This is a genomic window from Streptomyces sp. AHU1, from assembly GCF_045343905.1.
In the GTDB taxonomy this organism is placed as follows: Bacteria; Actinomycetota; Actinomycetes; order Streptomycetales; family Streptomycetaceae; genus Streptomyces; species Streptomyces triticiradicis.
This window is the reverse complement of record NZ_CP174283.1, coordinates 3,344,963-3,363,390: the sequence shown is the minus strand read 5'-3', so window position 1 is coordinate 3,363,390 and position 18,428 is coordinate 3,344,963. Positions and strand designations below refer to the sequence as shown.

The following is an 18,428-nucleotide window of genomic DNA, read 5'->3' as shown; positions in this document are numbered from 1 at the left end:
CGCCGGTCACCGGCGCGCGCGTCCGCCGCCGGGACCGGCGGTCAGTCCGCCGAGTTCACCATCGAGGCGGCCGCGTACGTCAGGTAGTTCCACAGCGTGTACTCGTGCTCCTCGGAGAGGCCGAGCTCGTCCACGGCGACCCGCATGTGCTTCAGCCAGGCGTCGTGCGCGGCCTGGTCGACCTTGAAGGGGGCGTGCCGCATCCGCAGCCGGGGGTGGCCGCGGTTCTCGCTGTACGTCGTCGGACCACCCCAGTACTGGATGAGGAACAGCGTGAGGCGTTCCTCGGCCGGGCCCAGGTCCTCCTCGGGATACATGGGCTTCAGCAGCGGGTCCCCGGCGACACCCTCGTAGAAACGGCGCACGAGGCGCCGGAAGGTCTCCTCGCCGCCGACCTGCTCGTAGAAGGTCTGCTCCTGAAGCGTGCCGCGCCGAATCTCTTTCACGCACCCATGTTCTCAGACGGGGCGGCCTAGGACTCAAGGCCCGGGTCCACCCACGCGGTACCCGGACGCGGGGGTTCCGGACCGGCCGGTCCGGCGCTCGCCTCGCGGCCCGTTCGGCAGCACAGTGGAGGTATGGGCGCGCACGCTCTCGAAACCGGTCCCGGACCCGAGGACCCCGCCGATCTGGCGCGGGCCTCCCTGGTGCGCCAGATCGACCGGAGCGGGGCCTGGGCGAGCGACCCCGTCTGGCGGAAGGCCTTCGAGGCCGTCCCGCGCCACCTGTTCGTGCCGTACTACTACATCGGTGCCGTCGGCGGCTACGAACGGCTGTGGGGCGAGGACCCGGACCCGCGGGCCAGGGACCGCTGGCTGCGCGGCGCGTACGCGGACGCCCCGCTGGCGACCCGGGTGAAGGACGGGCAGCTGGTCTCCTCCAGCAGCCAGCCGTCGCTGATGGCGATGATGCTGGCCGCGCTGGAGGTGCGGGACGGGGACGCCGTCCTGGAGATCGGCGCCGGGACCGGCTACAACGCGGCCCTGCTGTCGTACCGTCTCGGCGACGAACCGGTGACCACCGTCGACCTCGACGTGGAGATCACCGAGGCCGCGCGGCAGCACCTGGCCGTCGCCGGGTACCACCCGACCGTCGTCACCGGCGACGGGGCCCGCGGGGTTCCCGAACGCGCTCCCTTCGACCGGATCATCGCCACCTGCACGCTGACCACGATCCCGCGCTCCTGGCTGGCCCAGTGCGTTCCGGGGGCCCGGATCATCGCCCCGCTGGCCACCGGTCTGATCGCGCTGGAGGTCCGGGACCCCGATCACGCCGAGGGACGCTTCCTGCACACCTCGGCCTTCTTCGTGCCGCTGCGGGGTTCCGCCCGGCCCGGCCCGGAGTCGGAGCCGGAACCGGTCCGGACCGGCGGGGTGCCGCGCCGGGCCCGGAGCGACGACCTGTTCCGCTTCCTGCTCACCCTGACGGCGGGCCGCCTGGACCCGCACGACGCCTACGCGCTGTGGGAGCGCGAGGGGAGGCCGCAGCGCGAGCGGTACGGGGTCACGGTCGGCGAGGAGGGCGTCCGGGCCTGGCTGGACGACCCCGAGGGGCCGTACACCTGGCAGCTGCCCTGAGCCCCGAACGGCCGGGTGCCGGGCGCGCCGGGCCGCCGTCGCGGCCCGGCGGCCGTGTCTCAGCCCCGTCTGATCGTGATCGTCGTCCAGGCGCCCACGTGCACCCGGTCGCCGTCCTGCAGCGGCACCGGCACGAACGGCTGGATGGGCTCCTCGCCGCCGTTGACCGTGGTGCCGTTCGTCGAGTTCTGGTCGACGACCGCCCAGGTGCTGTCCGGCTGCTGGACCAGGACCGCGTGCTGGTGCGAGACGCCCGGGTCCTCCGGGGGCACCGACAGGTCGATGTCCGGGGTGTCGCCGGTGGAGTGCCTGCGGCGGCCGATGGTGATCTGGTTGCCGAGGAGCGGGCGCTGCAGCTCCGGCGAGTACGCGGGCAGGTTCAGGCCCGCGGCCTCGGGTCCGGAGCGCTGCATCATCGCCATGAAGTACTCGCGGTCCGGTGCGATGGTCGCGCTCCAGGACAGCGACTGCTGCTGCGGGGGCTGCTGCTGGTAGCCGGGGCCGGGCGGAGCCTGGGTGGCCCCGGGCTCCGGGTAGCCGTAGCCGGCGGCCTGGCCCGGGCCGCCGGGGCGACCGGGACCGCCGGGCGCACCGGGACCGCCGGGTGCGCCGGACGACGGCGGGGGGATCACCCAGTCGTCGTCACCGCCGCCGAAGGCCGGGCCGCCGGACCCCGGGCCGCCCTGCTGCGGCGGTCCGCCCTGGGTGAAGGGCGGCGGGGAGGGCTGCTGGGTGTAGGCCTGCTGCGGGGCGCCGGGGCCGCCGGGCGCGGGCGGAGCCGGCTGACGGGACGGGTCGCCGAAGCCCTGGGGGCCGCCGTACGGCTGGGCACCGGGGCCCGGCGGGATCGGTTCGGCGGGCCGGTTCACCTGCGAGGGCCGCGAACTCTGGTAGTCGAACGGGTCGTGACCGGGGCCACCGGCACCCGGACCACCTGGGCCGCCGGGACCGGACTGCGGGAACCGCGGCGGGGGATTCTGGCCGCCGGGGCCGCCGAAACCGCCGGGAGCCCCGTACGGCGACTGCCCGCCGGGAGCGCCAGGGGCGCCGGGACCGCCCGGAGCCCCGGCCGGCGGGCGCGGTGCCGCCGGTGTGTACGACGTGGCGGTGTTGGTCAGGAAGTTCCACCGGCACTCCTCGCAGAACGGCGCCGCGCCCTCACGGGGCGTGCGGCACTGCGGGCAGAGCTCGGCGTTCGGGCCCGGCGCGCCGGACCGGCCGCCGGGCGCGGGCGGCGGTGAACCGGGCGCCGGGTAGCCGTAACCGCCGCCGGGCGGGGGCGGGGGAGGGAGCGGGGGCACACCGGCCATGCGGTGGCCGCAGACCTCGCACCAATCGTCGGAATTCGACTGATGTCCGTTCGGGCATGTCGGCATGTCGGTCCTTCCCCCTTCCTTTTCCGGTCGTCATGACCGGGTTTCTCCGGATCCCAGCGGGACCGGGCTCGCTGCTTCCCGCTACTTCTTTACACGAACAGTCTTTGTGGACCGTGTCTCGAGGGTCATCTCGTCGGCCTCCGCGACACGCGCTTTCAATCGCACAGTACCTGCCGCGACGTCGACCACGTCCACCACCTTCGCGAGCAGTTTCGCAGTATCGGCGTTTCCGGAGGAACCGGCGAGTTGGACGGCCCGTCCCAGCTTGGCCGTCGCTCCGTCGACATCTCCCGCTTTGCGGAGGTCGAGGCCCTGTTGGATGACTTGCGCCAGTTCGGCCTGCCCCGTGTAGTGCGCGACCTGCGGATTGATGGACGTCGAGGCGGCCATGTCATCGGTCCACACGGCCCGCACGAGACCCTGGGCGCCGAGGTTCTGCACCGAGCCGTCGCTCCGCGGGATCACCAGCGAGACCCGGGCGGCGAGCATCTCCTGGCCGACCCCGGCCGTCGGGACCCGGACGCACACGTGGTAGTCGCGGGACTCGTCGCCCCAGGAGCCGGTCGGGTAGTCGCCCGCCCGGGGTCCGGCCTCGGTGCGGCGGTCCGTCAGTTCCTCGACGGTGGGCGCCACCTGCTTGACGAACCTGATCTCGGTGCCGACCGGTGTCCACACCCGCAGGGCCACGTCGGCGACCTCCTTGCCCATGGCCGTCTCCATCATGTGCGTGAAGTCGGCGGAGAGGGCGGCGGGGTCGGCGACGATGTCGGCGGTGCCGAGCAGCGCCGAGGCGATCCCGGTGACCTCCTTGACCTCCCAGTCGGTGCCGACCCCGCGCGCGTCGCAGGTGAAGCGTCCGGCGCAGGAGTCCAGCGCGGCCCGCAGGTCCTCGGGCGACTCGTGCTCGTTGCGGCCGTCGGTGAGCAGGATGCCGTGCCGGATCGACACCTCCGCGGAGGACAGCAGCCGGTCGGCGAGCCGCAGCCAGGTGCCGATCGCCGTGCCGCCGCCCGCGCTCAGCCTGCGCAGCGCCTGCTTGGCCTGTTCACGGGTGGAGGCGTCCGCGACGGCGAGCCGCCCGTTGCCCGGATAGACCTCCTTGGCGACGTGCGTGCCGCCGATCACGGCGAAGTGGACCCCGTCGCGCACGGTGTCGATCGCGGCGGCCGTCGCGTCGCGGGCGTTGCGCATCTTGGCCGGCGGGTAGTCCATCGAGCCCGAGCAGTCGACCATGATCGCCACGGCGGCGTCCGGCGCCTGGCCCGCCGTGTAGAGGTGCGGCGCGGCGACCGCGCTTCCGACGGTGCCGCCGCCGGTCGCGCTCACCGTGACGATCGCGTTGACCTCGCGGCCGCCCTCCGGCAGGTACTCGTTCTGGTACACGTCGACCGAGAACTGCGGCACGTTCGACTTCGAGAAATTGGCCATGACTTCTCTGTCCCCCTCGGCCCCCGCCCCCCGGCGGAGGTGCTGACTGGGTGCGGACCGGTCCCCTCCGGTCCGCGGCCGCCCCCGTTCGTTCGCGGCCTCAGGCCGATCCTGCCCCCTGCGAGGGGGCGGGGAACGGCATGACGGCCACTGTTACGTTGTCGTGGCCCCCGCCGTCCAGGGCGTGGCCGACCAGAACCCGGGCGGCGTGCAGTGGCCTCTCGGCGGCGTCGGGGGGGACGGCCTCGGCCATCTCCTCCGCCGTCTCCGCGTAGTTCCACAGACCGTCGGTGCACACCACGACCACGCCCGGCCGGTCCGGCTTGAACGAGACGGTGTGCGGTTCCAGTTCGTAGGCGTCGGCGCCGAGCCAGCCGGTGATCGCGTGGGCGCGCTCGTCGGCGTACGCCTCCGCCTCGTTCATCAGACCCGCGGCGACCATCTGCGCGGCCCACGAGTCGTCCTCGGTGAGCCGGGCCGGCAGCGAGGAGCGGTCGGCGGGAACCCAGTAGACGCGGCTGTCGCCGACCCAGCCGACGATCAGCAGGGTGGACGTCACGAGGGCGCCGACGATGGTGCAGGCGGGCGCGTTCACGTGCGGCGCGTGCTCGCCCTGCGCGGTGTCCGGGCCCGCCAGCGCGTTGACGGCCTCCGAGGCCGCGACGATCGCCTCGTGCATGGCCGCCTGCGGGTGCGTGCCCAGCGGAAGGGTGGCCAGGAGCGACTCGTTCGCCGCGTGGGACGCGGCGAGGGACGCCTCGTCGGGGCGGGTCGCGGAGGAGACCCCGTCGCAGACGATCGCGACGACCGCGGGGGAGCCGTCGGGCAGCGCGGTCGAGGAGACCGCGAACGCGTCCTCGTTTCGGTGGTGGCGCAGCCCCCGGTCGCTGACCGCGGCGACCGCGCCCAACTCCTGTTCCATGTGGTCCCGTTCCCGTGGCTGGGCGTGCCCGCAGTTCTCGCAGTAGCCGTCGGGGTCCACCTGGCCCGCACGGCAGGCCACGCACAGCTTGGCGCCCGCGGGGGGAGCCGGGAGGTCGGCGGTCCGGGGGTCCGGGACCTCGGGGTCCGGGCCGTCGGCCGGCCGGCCCCGCGCGGCCGGGGGCTCACCGGCCGGAGGGGCGAGCGGGTACTCGTCGGGCTCCGACGGCCTGTCGAACCGGACGCCCGAGGGCCGCCCGGCGGGCCGCCGGGCGGTGGCCGGCCGGATGCCCGCCGGATCGCCCTGCGCGTGCTCGGGGGGTTCGGGGTGCTCCGGGTGCGGCAGTTCGGAACCACCCGAATCGGTGCCGTGGATGTCGGCGGCACGGTGCACCGGCGCGGGCGTGTCCGTACTGCCGGGCTCCTGCGCGAGGGGCCAGTCCACGGGCGGGGCGGCCGGCGGCGGGGCGGCCGGGGTGCCGTTCATGGCGATCGTGGGGTGGTCCTGCGGCGGTGCGGACACCGTCGACAGGTCGTAGCCGCACGCGCCGCAGAAACGGTCGGCCGCCTCCAGCGGCTCCTCACAACTGGGGCACCGCGAAAGGGCCGTCGGCTGGGGCATCTGGGACATCAATCACACCCACGTCCGGGGGCGGTAACGGTTTGCTCGTTCCACCAGGTCGATCCTTTCATCGCCGCCCCGCGCGAGCCGGGCCAGCGTCCGGTACGAACGTTCGAGGCCGAAACGGAGGCCACGCTCGTCCAACTCGCTGCCGAGCAGCGCGGTCACGCTCCCTGGAGCCGGAGCGGAACCCTGGCTACCGGAGAGTACCCAGTCCAGCGCGCAGCCGAGGACCTCCGTCGACAACTGCTCGCGCCGCACCGCGTCCAGACCGAATCCGTCGAGCGCCTCGACCTGACCGGCGGCCGCCGTCAGATCGTCCAGGAACGGCGCCGCCGTCTCCGTGACCGGCCGCTGCCGCAACCGTGCCCGCACGGCGGCGACCCGGGCCGCCGTGTAGTGGATCGACGACTCCGGCACGGACTCCAGGGTGCGTACGGCGCCACGGCGGTCCCCCGCCGCGAGCTGCACCCGGGCCAGTCCGAACGCCGCGCTCACATAGCTGGGGTCGGTCGTCCACACCAGGCGGTAGTACTCGGCGGCGTTGTCCAGCTGCCCCAGCACCTCCGCGCACACGCCGAGGGCCAGCTTGGGCGCGGGCTCGCCGGGGAAGGCGTCGTAGACCGCGTCGAAGGACAGTGCGGCGATCTCGTTCTCGCCGGTCGCCAGCGCCGTGACACCGCGGTACCAGACCACCCGCCAGTCGTCCGGGTGATCGGCCTCCAGCGCGTCGACGGCCGCGCCGGCGCCGCCGGGCTCGCCCATCTCCAGTCGGGCCCGCAGTTCCCGCAGCCGCAGTTCCGGCGAGGGGGCCGGGGCCGCCCCCAGCGCGGCGATCAGCTCCGCGGGCGCGGACGCGATGAGTCCCGCGAGGAAACCGGCGTTCGGGTCGCCCGGGTCCACCCGCGGCACGGGCAGGGCGAGCGCGGTGGCCGCCGCCGCGACGGGCCTGACCAGGGCGCCGGAGGCCGGTGGAGCGGGAGGCAGCGGTCCGTTCCCGTTCCTCCCGGCGGGCAGCGGCGCCGCGCCCTTTCCCGCGCGCCCGGGGACCGCGCGGGCCCCCAGCCGCGACACGTCCTCGGCCGCCTTCCCGAACAGCTCGGTGTCGGTGACCCTGGTCTCGGGTCCGAACAGGGTCGACAGCGCCGGCCGCGCCCGCCCCGTCTGGAGCGAGACCACCTCGCGCAGCACGCCCGTCAGCTGCTCGGACATCTCCTGGGCCGAGGCGAAACGGCGGGCCGGGTCGGGGTCGGTGGCCCGGACGAGGAGCCGGTAGAACGACTCGTACTGGCGGAAGACCTCGATGTTGTCCGGGTCGGGCAGGGAGTCCACGAAGACGTTCGTGTAGCCCTGGAAGTCGAAGGAGAGGACGGCGAGCGTACGGGCGACGGTGTACAGGTCGGAGGCGACCGAGGGGCCCGTCTCGGCCACCTCGGGGGCCTGGTAGCCCACCGTGCCGTAGATGGCCGACTCGTCGTCGTCCATCCTGCGCACCGCGCCCATGTCGATCAGCTTGAGCTGGTCCTCGGTCTGGATCGCGTTGTCGACCTTGAAGTCGCAGTACAGCAGGTTGCGGCTGTGCAGATGGCCGAGGGCCTCCAGGGCCTCGATGCCGTAGGCGCAGGCCTGCTCCACCGGCAGCGGGTCGCGCTTGCCGTCCGCCGTGCGGCGCCCGTTGGCGAGCTCCTTGAGCGACTTGCCGCCCACGTACTCCATGACGATGTACCCGTCCAGCGAACCCGTCCGCTGGTCGAGGTGCTCGACGAAGTTGTAGATCCGCACGATGTTGGCGTGCTCGATCTCCGCGAGGAAGCGCCGCTCGGAGATCGCGGCCGCCATCGCGTCCTGGTCGCCGGTGTCGAGCAGACCCTTGAGGACCACCCAGCGGTCGGACACCGCGCGGTCGACGGCCAGGTACACCCAGCCGAGCCCGCCGTGCGCCAGACAGCCCATCACCTCGTACTGGCCGTGCACGACGTCACCGGTGGTGAGCTTCGGCACGAACGAGTACGGGTGGCCGCACTTGGTGCAGAACCCCTCGGTGCGGCCGGGCCGGTCGCCGCGCGCACGCCCCACCGGGGCACCGCAGTCGGAGCGCGAACAGAACCGTTTGCGCTCGGGCACCTCCGGGTTCTCCAGGACCATCGCGCGCGGGTCGGGCCGCGGCACGCCCGGGACCTCGACGAGCCCGGCGCCGAGCCGGCCCCGCCCGGAGGAGGACGTCGTCGAACCGGAGCTGCGCACCGACACCGAACGGCCCGTCGACCGTCCCGACAACGACCGCGACAGCCGCCCGGAGACCGAGCGCCGTGACTGCGAGGAGCGCGACGACGTACGCGAACTGGCGCGTGAACCGCCGCGCACGCTGCTGCTGTCGGATCCGCGCGCGGAGGAGCCGGACGGCGCCGGACCCGCCGCGCCCGCGCTCCCGGACCGGGAGGAGCCCGGTACGGGCTCGGTGGGGGCGAGTCCGCAGGTGTCGCAGTACAGTTCGCCGCCGCCCATGTCCTCGTAGGACCCTTCGCAGCCGGGCCGGCCGCACTTCCGCCCGCTCGCCGGCCGTTCGCCGGTGCCGGGCTCCGGCGCGCTCCCGGACCGGGAGGAGCCCGGTACGGGTTCGGCGGGGGCGAGTCCGCAGGTGTCGCAGTACAGTTCGCCGCCGCCCATGTCCTCGTAGGACCCCTCGCAGCCGGGCCGGCCGCACTTCCGCTCACTCACCGGCCGCTCGCTCACTGCGCATCCCTCCACCGCTCACGCGTCGGTCCCCCTCCGGTCCGCACGGTCATGAGGCCCGCCCTGCTCGGGCACCTGCGGGCTCAGCAGCTCGGCCGCCGCCCGCTGGTAGCGCAGCACCGCCTCCTCCGCCACCCGCAGATCGCAGGGAGCGCTCCACAGCATGCGGCGGGCCGCGTCGTAGCGCTCGACGAGGAACGGGTCCTCGGCGAAGCCGTGCCGGGCGACCTTGGCCTTGTACGCGTCGAGCCGGCCGCGCAGCTCGGCACGGACCGCCAGCGGCTGGGTGACCGCCGTCAACGACTCCCGGGCACGCAGGAGTTCGTCCTCCGCCTTCTCCTCCAGTGCCTCCAGGAGCGGCGAGAGGCGGTGCCACTGCGCGTGCCTGCGGTACTCCGCGGCCGTCGCCAGCTGCTCCTGCAGCGCCGTCGGCGGACCGCTGACGGCCGGCACCTCGGACGCGGCGATCTTCGCGAGGACCTCGCCGCGGGCACTGCGGGCCTCGGCGAGGGTGCGGTCCGCGCGGCTGAGCACGTCCCGCAGCTTCACCAGCCGCGCCTCGGCGTCCTGGCGCACCGTCAGGACAGCGTCGATCTCCCGGCGGACCTCCTCCAGGGCGCGCGCCTCACGGTCGTACGCCGTCGTGTCCGGGCGTCCGCCGCCGGGGGCCGAACTCCCCTGCGCGGGAACCCAGAAGGAGAGCGGGTCGGAGACCACGCGCTCGCGCAGGGCGGTCAGGGTCCGGGTGATCCGCTCCAGGTCGTCGCCCGAGGGGTGCTCGCCGGGGCGCACGCCCACGGAGTGCGCGAGCGCCCGGGTGCGCTGGAGCTCCGCGGCCAGTAAATCTATGCGGGCGGGCAGCGCGGACCACACGGCGTCCGCGGTGACGACCATGTCGAGCGAGGCCGCGTACAGCTCGTTCATCCGGTCCACCAGGCCCGCCAGCGAGAACCGCTCGCTGAGCTTGCCGGTGCCGGCCAGGGTCGGCGCGTTCGCGGTGGCCGTGGTGGAACCGGCGACCGTGATGCCCGAGCCGCGCAGCAGCTCGGTCAGCTCGACCAGGTCCTCACGGCTGGACCAGCGTCTGCGGGAGCGGATCTCGCGCGCGGAGCGCAGCGCGTCCGTGTACGCGTCGAAGTACGCCCACAACAGGGTGATCGACGCCTCCGCGGACGCCCAGCGCTCCTTGGTCGAGCCGGTGAGCTCGGCGCCCTCCAGGAGTCTTCGGCCCGCGTGGTCCTGCAGGGCGAGGAGCGAGGTCTCGATGGCCTCGTGCTCCGCGCCGAGGCGCGCCAGCGCACGGTCCGCCTCGTCCCGGTCCATCACCGGCCCGGGGGGTCCCGTGACGCCCATCGATCACCTCTCCATCTCGTGCGTTCCCGGCGCGCTCGGTGTGCGTGGCCGGGCAACTCTCCGGTCGTGTCAGGTCGGTTGCCGGTACAGGGCGGGGGGCGGGTCCTGCGAGGGCGAGTCGGCCCCGAGGGTCGGGGCGAGCCACTTGTCGTAGGACTGCCGCCAGCCGTCCTTGCGGTAGTCGGCCAGCACCTGGTTGACCCGGCGTACCAGGTCCTTGGCGCCCAGTTTCATCGCCACGCCGTAGTACTCGGTCGTGAAGGTGCCGCCCTTGAGCTCGACCGTGGGGTCCTGGGCGGCCTGGCTCGCCGCGAGCGCGCTGTCGGTCACCACCGCGTCGGCCTCGCCGAGCTGGAGGCGCACCAGGCAGTCCAGCTGGTTGGGCACGGGCGGCAGGACGACGGCGGAGGAGACGAGCTTGCCCGCCTTCCGGTCGTCCGTCAGACGCTCGTTCGCGGTGGACTTGGCCGCCGAGCAGATGCGCTTGCCGGCCAGGCTCTTGTCGTACCCCGTGATGCCGGAGCTCACCGGGGCCAGCACCTGCTGGCCGGTCTTGAAGTAGGGCGCGGAGAACGCGACGTCCTTGAGGCGTTCGCAGTTGATCGTCATGGTGCGCACCACCATGTCGACCTTGCCCTTCTGGATCGCGGGGATGCGCTGGCTGGTGGGGATCGCCCGGAACTGGACGGCGTTCTCGTCGCCCAGGATGTCCTTGGCGATCGCGTGGACCAGGTCGATGTCGAAGCCCTCGAGGTCGCCGCCGGCCTTCGGGTTGTTCGGGTCGCGGTAGCCCCAGTGGTAGCTGTTCTGGTCGACGCCGACGATCAGCCGCCGGTCCTTGCGGTTCTTGATGGCGTCGATCGTCGTCCCGTCCGCGCCCGACGGGGCGAGGCTCTGGTTCTGCGGGTCGGTGCACTCCTCGGCCCTGGCCTGCGTGCCCCGGGCCAGGCCAGGACCGCCGACACCGGTGCCGCCGTCACCGCGCGCGGAGTCCGGCAGCATCAGCGCGAGGACCAGGGCCGTGACGCAGGCGAGCGCCATCGCGCCCACACCGCCCCAGCCGCGCAGGCTCGCCCTCAGACGTCGTGCGGTCATCGTCGCCCCTCCCCTCACCGGTACTCCGAAAGCCTGCGGCCAATGCCGAGCACCGCGCCCGCGGCGGCCAGCACGGCCAGGACCGCGGCGCCGACCGGGAGGCCGGCCATGGCGCCCAGGCCGTCGTCCGCCGCCTGCCGGAACTCGTTCTGCTCGTGCGTCAGCGCGATCCCCAGGTTCTTGTCCACGACGTCGAAGCACTCGCCCGTGGGCTTCTTGTCGGGGGAGCCGATGACCCGGTCCAGTGCCAGCTGGTACTCGCCGTCGTTGTCGGCCCTGCGGGCCTCCGCGTGACGCTGCTTCCAGACCTCCATGCCGGCGGTCGCGGCCCGTACGGGCTTCTCGCCCGCGTTGTCGTCCGCGAGACCCGCCGCGACGGCGAGGCCTTGGGTCAGCGCCTTCATGTCCTGGTCGAAGTTGTAGTCGTACAGGTCCTCGGTCGTCCTGTCGGGCAGGGTCTTGGTCTCCGCGCCCCGGCTGACCAGGGTGAGGTTCTCGTTGCCCCGCGCCTTCAGGGACGCGATCTGCGCGTCGTGCAGCACGTTCAGGGAGCGGACCCCGTGGTCGTAGGACTCGTCCAGTCCGGACCGGGCGAAGGTGTGTCCGACGGTGAGCCACAGCAGTACGGCCAGACAGGCCGTGGTGGCGGCGGCCATGCCCTGGTTGAGCACCCGGTTCGTACGCAGGTAGTTGCGCCGCTGGGCCCAGGCGAGGGCGCCGAGCGCGACGAGTCCGAGCGCGATCGCGGCCCACGGATAGGGCTTCGCGTCGGCGTAGTCGGCGTTCAGCCGCTGGTTCTCGTTCTTGTAGAGCCGCTCGGCCTTCGGCAGCATCTCGCGCTGCATCGTGTCGTTCGCGTACCGCAGGTACGCGCCGCCCAGCGGGTAGCCCTGCCGGTTGTTGGCGCGGGCCCGCTCGATCAGGCCCTTGTACTTGGGCAGCAGCTCGTTGAGCTGGGAGATCGTCTTGGCGGCGGGGGAGCCCGGCTCGGAGCTGTTGGCCGCGGTGATCAGCTTCGCGGCCGCCGTTCTGATGTCCTCCTCGTAGCGTTCGCGGGTCTCCTGGGACTCCTGACCTCCCGCCAGGAAGCCGCTGGAGGCGGCGGTGTTGGCGTCGGCGAGGGAGCGGTAGATGTCGGCGGCGCTCGCGCTCAGCGGCTGGCTGCTGTGCAGCACGTTGTCCGCGGCGGCCGAACGTTCCGTCATCTGCCAGGCGGTGACCGCGCCGAACGCGACCACCAGCAGGGCGAGGACGGCGCCGATGATCCGCAGCCGCCCCGGCTCCGTCGTCGCCGCGGCGCGCAGCCGGTCCACGCCCTCCGCCCACGCGGTGCGCCGGGGGGCCGCGCCGGGAGCCGGGGGAGCGCTCGGCCCGGCACCGGACCCGCCCCGGTACGCGGGGGACCCGTCCGGCGACGGGGGAGGGCCGGACTGCGTCGGCACGGACGGCATCGTGGGCGTGCCCCGACCCGGTGGCGCCGAGCCGCCCTTCGGCGGGTGTGTCACTGTCGACCTCCCCCATGGTCATCCAACCGCTCACGCCCGCCGCGGACGCGGTGGGCGCGGCCGGCCGGCGTACGTGCACGGCGGCAAGTATCGCCGCCCGTACCGGCATCCGCACAGGCCTTGCCTGGATCTTGTTCGGATCACGGCGCAGCACGATTCCCCCGCGCCACCCCCCTTCTCATGAACACGTGTTCCGCATCCGTTTGGTTCCCGTCCCTTCACTCCAGGTCATCGGCGGTCCCGCGGCCGTGGGCGCCGGCACGGCCGCGGTCCGTTCCACCGGGCTTCCTCAGCCCCGTTCGTAGTGCGCCCGTACCCGCGCGTGGATCTCGCCCTGGGCCCGTACGCGGTCCAGGCCCAGGAGCGCCGCGCCCAGCACCGGCGGGGCGGTGACCACCCGGGGGACCGCCTTGGGCGCGCGGGCGGCCAGGAGTTCGTGGACGCGGTCGTCGAGCTGGGGATGGCGGGCGGCGAGGATGCCGCCGCCGAGCAGGACCGGGGTCTCCTCGGCGAGCAGACCGAGGCGGTTCAGGGCCACCGTCGCCATCGTGACCACCTCGTCCGCGAGCCGGTCGACGATCGCCCGGGCCACCGGGTCGCCGTCCGCCGCCGTGGCGAACAGCACCGGGGTCAGCTCGTGGCGGCGCGCGTTCGGGACGTGCTCCAGGTGCAGCGCCTCGATGAGCGCGTACATGGAGTCCAGACCGAAGTGCGCGGGCAGGGTGCGGGCCAGGGCGGTCTCGCCGCCCCGGCCGTCCTCGGCCCGCGCCGCGTGCCACAGGGCCTCCTCCGCCAGCCCCCAGCCGCCGCCCCAGTCGCCGGAGATGCGGCCGATGGCGGGGAAACGGGCGGTGCGGCCGTCGGGCCGCATGCCGACGCAGTTGATGCCGGCCCCGCAGACCACGGCGACACCGCGCGGCTCGGCGATCCCGGCCCGCAGGATCGCGAAGGTGTCGTTGCGCACTTCCACCTCCGCGCCCCAGGCGCGCGCCCGCAGCGCGGCCGCCAGCTGCTCCTCCTCCACGGGCAGATCGGCGTTGGCGAGACAGGCGGAGACGTGGCCGACCGAGGTGACGCCCGCCTCGGCGAAGGCCCGCCGCACGGCGTCGGCGACCGCGTCCACCGCCGTCTCGACGCCGACGGCCGGGGGCCGGAACCCGCCCCCGCGCGCGGCGCCGGTCACGCGGCCGTCCGCGGCCACCACGGCCACGTCGGTCTTGCTGTTCCCCGCGTCGATGGCCAGTACGAGGCCCGGGGGGCCGGACCCGGCGGCCGTTCCGGCCCCGGTCTCCGTCGACGTCATGCCCACGCGAGGTGCTCCCGGTTGTGCGCGATCAGCTGGTCGGTCAGGGCGTCGGCCAGGGCGTACTGGCCGACCAGGGGGTGGGCGAGCAGCGCCCGGAAGACCCGGTCGCGCCCGCCGCGCAGGGCGGCGTCCAGAGCGAGGTCCTCGTACGCGGTCACGTTCGCCACGAGGCCCGCGTGGAGCGGGTCGACGGACGGCACCGGCAGCGGGGCGGGCCCCTTCGCGCCGATCGCGGCCTGCACCTCGATCACCGCGTCGTCCGGCAGGAACGGCAGGGTCCCCCGGTTGTGGGTGTTCACCACCTGGTAGGGGCTGCCGCCCCCGCCGAGCAGCGCGGCGGCGAGGTCGACGGCCGCCTCGGAGTAGTACGCGCCGCCCCGCTTCGCCAGCAGCTCCGGTTTCTCGTCGAGGGCGGGGTCGCCGTACATGGCCAGCAGCCGCCGCTCCATCTCCGCGACCTCGGCGGCGCGGGAGGGCTTGGTGCGCAGCTCCCGGACGACCTCGTCGTGCGCGTAGAAGTAGCGCAGGTAGTACGAGGGGACCACGCCGAGGCGCTCGACCAGGGTCCGGGGCAGCCGCAGGTCCTCGGCGACGGCGCCGCCGTGCTCGGCGAGCAGCCGCGGCAGCACGTCCTCGCCCGTGGGGCCGCCCAGGCGCACACCGGTCTCCCAGGTGAGGTGGTTGAGGCCCACATGGTCGAGATGCACATCGGTGGGGGAGACCCCGAGCAGTGCGGCGAACTTCCGCTGGAAGCCGATCGCCACGTTGCACAGGCCGACCGCCTTGTGGCCGGCCTGGAGCAGGGCACGCGTCACGATGCCGACCGGGTTGGTGAAGTCGATGATCCACGCGTCCGGGTTGGCGCGACGGACCCGCTCGGCGATGTCCAGCACCACCGGAACCGTGCGCAGCGCCTTGGCCAGGCCGCCCGCGCCGGTCGTCTCCTGCCCGACGCAGCCGCACTCCAGCGGCCAGGTCTCGTCCATCTCGCGGGCCGCCTGCCCGCCGACGCGCAGCTGGAGGAGCACGGCGTCGGCGCCCTCCACCCCCGCGTCCAGGTCGTGGGTGGTGACGATCCGGCCCGGGTGGCCCTGCCGGGCGAAGATCCGGCGGGCCAGACCGCCCACCAGTTCCAGGCGCTCGGCGGCCGGGTCGACGAGGACCAGCTCCTCGACGGGCAGGGTGTCCCTGAGCCGGGCGAATCCGTCGATGAGTTCGGGGGTGTAGGTCGACCCTCCGCCGACCACGGTGAGTTTCATGGTTAACCCTTCACTCCGGTGAGCGTGACGCCTTCGACGAACGCCTTCTGCGCGAAGAAGAACACGAGGATCACGGGGGCCATGACCAGGACGGTCGCGGCCATGGTGAGATTCCAGTCGGTGTGGTGCACGCCCTTGAACGACTCCAGGCCGTAACTGAGCGTCCAGGCGCCCGGGTTCTCGGACGCGTAGATCTGCGGGCCGAAGTAGTCGTTCCAGGCGTAGAAGAACTGGAACAGCGCGACGGCCGCGATGCCCGGCTTCGCCATCGGCAGGACGACCTTCAGCAGCGTCCGCAGCTCCCCGCAGCCGTCGACCCTGGCGGCGTCCAGGTACTCGTTCGGGATGGTCGTCAGGAACTGGCGCAGCAGGAAGATGGAGAACGCGTCCCCGAACGCCATCGGGATGATCAGCGGCCACAGGGTGCCGGACAGGTCGAGCTGCTTCGCCCAGAACAGGTACATCGGGATGATCACGACCTGCGGCGGCAGCATCATCATCGAGATGACCAGCATCAGCGACAGGTTGCGGCCCCGGAAGCGGAACTTGGCGAGCGCGTAGGCGACGGGGACCGACGAGACGACGGTGAGCGCCGTGCCGAGGCTGGCGTACAGCAGCGTGTTCCTCCACCAGGTGAGGAAGCCCGGGGTGTCGAAGACCTTGGTGTAGTTGCCCCATTCCCAGGTGCGCGGGACCAGGTCGCGGCTGAGCGCCTGGCTGTCGCTCATCAGCGAGGTCAGGAACACGAACACGAACGGCAGGACGAAGAAGAGCGCGGCGGCCACGCCGAGCGCGTGGACCGCGACCCACTCCAGCAGGGCCCGGCGGCGCGCGGTGCGTTCGGCGGGGGAGACCCGGTCGGTCAGCTCCACCGGTTTGTCGAGTACTTGGGTCATCGGTCAGTCACCTGTCTGGATGAGACCGCCCCGGCGCCGCATCAGGAACGCGGTGAACACCATGGACAGGGCGAACAGCACGAGCGCGACCACACAGGCGGAGCCGTAGTCGAAGCGCTGGAAGCCGAGGTTGTAGACGAGCTGGGGCAGGGTGAGCGTCGACTTGTCGGGGTAGCCGGGCTCGAACTGCGTTCCGGCGCCCTGGATCACGCCCGAGGCGACCTTCCCGGCGATCAGCGGCTGCGTGTAGTACTGCATGGTCTGGATGACCCCGGTGACCACGGCGAACATCACGATGGGCGAGATGTTCGGCAGCGTGACGTACCGGAAGCGCTGCCAGGCCGAGGCGCCGTCCAGTTCGGCGGCCTCGTACTGCTCGGCGGGCACGTCGAGCAGCGCGGCCATGAAGATGACCATGAGGTCGCCGATGCCCCACAGGGCCAGCAGGGTCAGGGCGGGCTTGGACCAGGCGGGGTCGTTGAACCAGCCGGGAGCCGATACGCCGGCCTTCTCCAGGATCGAGTTGACCGGTCCCGTACCGGGGTTGAGGAGGAAGGCGAAGGCCATGGTGGCGGCCACCGGCGGGGCGAGGTAGGGCAGGTAGAAGAGGGTGCGGAAGACACCCGTGCCCGTCTTGATCTTCGTGATCAGCAGGCCCACGCCGAGCCCGAACACCACCCGCAGGGTCACCATGACGAGGACCAGCCACAGGGTGTTGCGCAGCGCGGGCCAGAACAGCGGGTAGTTCTCGAAGACGTAGGTCCAGTTCCTCGTCCCGCTCCACGTCGGCGGCCTGAAGCCGTCGTAGTGCATGAAGGAGAAGTAGACGGTCGAGATCAGCGGGTAGGCGAAGAAGACCGCGAAGCCGATCAGCCAGGGCGACATGAAGGCGAGGGTCCGAAGCGCCGACCTGCGGCGCTTGGAGGCGAGCGTGACGGTACTCATGTCCGTGCCGCTACTTCGCCTGCGCGATGTCGGTGTCGATCTGCCGGGCGGTGGCTTCCAGTCCCGCCTTCAGGTCCTTCGCCTTGCCGCTCTCGTAGTCGTATCCGAACTGCTGGATCGTCACGAGGTAGGTGCCCCCGTTGACGGACGGCGGGGTCGTCGTCGAGTCCGGGTTCGAGGCGATGTCCAGGAACGTCTTGAAGCGCGGGTCGTACTTCAGCTTCGGCGACTTGAGGGCCGCGAGCGTCGAGGGCACGTTGTGGATGTCGTTGGCGAAGCCGACCACCGCGTCGGTGTCCGTGGTCATGTACTTCACCAGCTCCCAGGCCGCGTTCTGCTTGCGGCTGGTGGACGCGATGCCCGCGATCGTGCCGGTGATGTAGCCCTTGCCGTACTGGTCGGCCTGGTCGTCGGGCACGGGCAGCGGGGCGACGCCGATCTCGAAGCCGGGCCCCGCCTCCTCGGCCATGCCGAGCCGCCACTCGCCGTCGAGCTGCATGGCCACCTGGCCGGTGTGGAAGGGGTGCTTGGTGCCCCACTCGTCACCGAGCTTGGAGCGGTACGTCTCCAGCTTCTCGAACCCGCCGAGTTCGTCGACCAGCTTCTTCTGGAGGGTGAACCCGGCCGTGAAGGCGGGGTCCTTGGCGATGTTCGACTTGCCGCCGCCGTCGAAGTACGTCGGTGAGAACTGCCCGAAGTAGTGCTCGGTGGTGGACTCCCAGCCGTGGTAGTTCGGCATGAAACCGAGCTGGGAGTAGGAGTCGCCCTTGGCGATCGTGAGCTTCTTGGCGTCCTTCTCGAACTCGGACCAGGTCTTCGGCGGGGAGGCGATCCCGGCCTTCTCGAACGCGGTCTTGTTGTAGTAGAGCCCGTAGGCGTCGCCGAGGAGCGGCACCGTGCAGCGGTCGCCCTCGAACTGGGTGTACTCGTTCATCGCCTTCGGGAACGTCGTCTCCGGGTCGATGTGCGCCTTCTTGAAGAGGGGGTTCAGATCGACGAAGGCGCCGGACGAGCAGAACTTGCCCACGTTGTTGGTGGTGAAGGACGAGACCACGTCGGGGGCCTTGTCGCCGCCCGCGCGCAGCGCCTGGTTGATCTTGTCGTCGGTCATGTTGCCGACGATGTTCACGTGGATGTTGGGGTGCGCCTTCTCGAAGCCGGCGACCAGTGACTTCACGGCCTTGACCTCGTTCGGCGCGCTCCAGCCGTGCCAGAAGTTGATCGTCTGTTCCTTGGAGGCGTCGTCGCCCCCGCCGCCGGACTGGCCGGTACAGGCGGTGACGAGGAGGGCCATCGAGGCGGAGGCGGCGAGTGCGACGGCCGCCTTTCGGGATATTCCGGGCATGGCGAGATCTCCCTGCGAAGGACGTGGCGGGACGGGGGAGTTGCGGGACGGTGCGAGTGGAGCGGCG

Annotated in this window: 14 protein-coding genes; 1 reads left to right on the top strand and 13 read right to left on the bottom strand. The window is 72.6% G+C overall.

Annotation, left to right across the window (positions count from 1 at the left end):
• Window positions 1–41: 41 nt before the first annotated feature.
• Complete coding sequence (locus ACICHK_RS15130; protein WP_151471529.1) at window positions 42–446, bottom strand: globin; 405 nt, start codon at window positions 444–446, stop codon at window positions 42–44.
• Between the two features lie 132 nt (window positions 447–578).
• Here ACICHK_RS15130 and ACICHK_RS15125 point away from each other — a divergent pair, with 132 nt between their 5' ends.
• A complete protein-coding gene (locus ACICHK_RS15125) occupies window positions 579–1,577 on the top strand; it encodes a methyltransferase domain-containing protein (protein WP_406837311.1) in 999 nt (332 codons plus the stop codon).
• A gap of 59 nt (window positions 1,578–1,636) precedes the next feature.
• Here ACICHK_RS15125 and ACICHK_RS15120 read toward each other — a convergent pair whose 3' ends face one another.
• The 12 genes from ACICHK_RS15120 to ACICHK_RS15065 form a co-directional block, all read right to left on the bottom strand.
• Window positions 1,637–2,953, bottom strand: coding sequence for an FHA domain-containing protein (locus ACICHK_RS15120; protein ID WP_406837310.1), 1,317 nt, complete (start codon window positions 2,951–2,953; stop codon window positions 1,637–1,639).
• A gap of 81 nt (window positions 2,954–3,034) precedes the next feature.
• The gene (locus ACICHK_RS15115) at window positions 3,035–4,381 is read right to left on the bottom strand and encodes a VWA domain-containing protein (protein WP_406837309.1); all 1,347 of its coding nucleotides are present in this window, start codon (window positions 4,379–4,381) and stop codon (window positions 3,035–3,037) included.
• A gap of 100 nt (window positions 4,382–4,481) precedes the next feature.
• The gene (locus ACICHK_RS15110; RefSeq protein ID WP_406837308.1) at window positions 4,482–5,936 is read right to left on the bottom strand and encodes a PP2C family serine/threonine-protein phosphatase; all 1,455 of its coding nucleotides are present in this window, start codon (window positions 5,934–5,936) and stop codon (window positions 4,482–4,484) included.
• Entirely contained in the window at window positions 5,937–8,591 is a 2,655-nt protein-coding gene (locus ACICHK_RS15105) for a tetratricopeptide repeat protein (protein WP_406841227.1), read from the bottom strand.
• A gap of 84 nt (window positions 8,592–8,675) precedes the next feature.
• Window positions 8,676–10,010, bottom strand: coding sequence for a hypothetical protein (locus tag ACICHK_RS15100; RefSeq protein ID WP_151471521.1), 1,335 nt, complete (start codon window positions 10,008–10,010; stop codon window positions 8,676–8,678).
• Window positions 10,011–10,079: 69 nt separating this feature from the next.
• Window positions 10,080–11,105 carry a glutamate ABC transporter substrate-binding protein gene (locus ACICHK_RS15095; RefSeq protein WP_406837307.1) on the bottom strand — a complete coding sequence of 342 codons (1,026 nt, stop codon included), beginning with the start codon at window positions 11,103–11,105 and terminating at the stop codon, window positions 10,080–10,082.
• 14 nt (window positions 11,106–11,119) lie between these two features.
• Window positions 11,120–12,556 carry a hypothetical protein gene (locus ACICHK_RS15090; protein WP_406841226.1) on the bottom strand — a complete coding sequence of 479 codons (1,437 nt, stop codon included), beginning with the start codon at window positions 12,554–12,556 and terminating at the stop codon, window positions 11,120–11,122.
• A 343-nt stretch (window positions 12,557–12,899) separates the two neighbouring features.
• The gene (locus ACICHK_RS15085) at window positions 12,900–13,913 is read right to left on the bottom strand and encodes an N-acetylglucosamine kinase (RefSeq protein WP_406837306.1); all 1,014 of its coding nucleotides are present in this window, start codon (window positions 13,911–13,913) and stop codon (window positions 12,900–12,902) included.
• Window positions 13,910–15,175, bottom strand: coding sequence for a 6-phospho-beta-glucosidase (locus ACICHK_RS15080; protein ID WP_406837305.1), 1,266 nt, complete (start codon window positions 15,173–15,175; stop codon window positions 13,910–13,912). The genes ACICHK_RS15085 and ACICHK_RS15080 overlap by 4 nt, the downstream gene beginning before the upstream one ends.
• A gap of 2 nt (window positions 15,176–15,177) precedes the next feature.
• Window positions 15,178–16,071 (bottom strand): carbohydrate ABC transporter permease, encoded by an 894-nt coding sequence (locus ACICHK_RS15075; RefSeq protein WP_406837304.1) that lies wholly within the window; start codon window positions 16,069–16,071, stop codon window positions 15,178–15,180.
• A 3-nt stretch (window positions 16,072–16,074) separates the two neighbouring features.
• Window positions 16,075–17,016: a carbohydrate ABC transporter permease gene (locus ACICHK_RS15070; RefSeq protein WP_406837303.1), complete on the bottom strand. Its 942-nt coding sequence runs from the start codon at window positions 17,014–17,016 to the stop codon at window positions 16,075–16,077.
• Between the two features lie 10 nt (window positions 17,017–17,026).
• Window positions 17,027–18,361 (bottom strand): ABC transporter substrate-binding protein, encoded by a 1,335-nt coding sequence (locus ACICHK_RS15065; protein WP_406837302.1) that lies wholly within the window; start codon window positions 18,359–18,361, stop codon window positions 17,027–17,029.
• Window positions 18,362–18,428 lie beyond the last annotated feature (67 nt).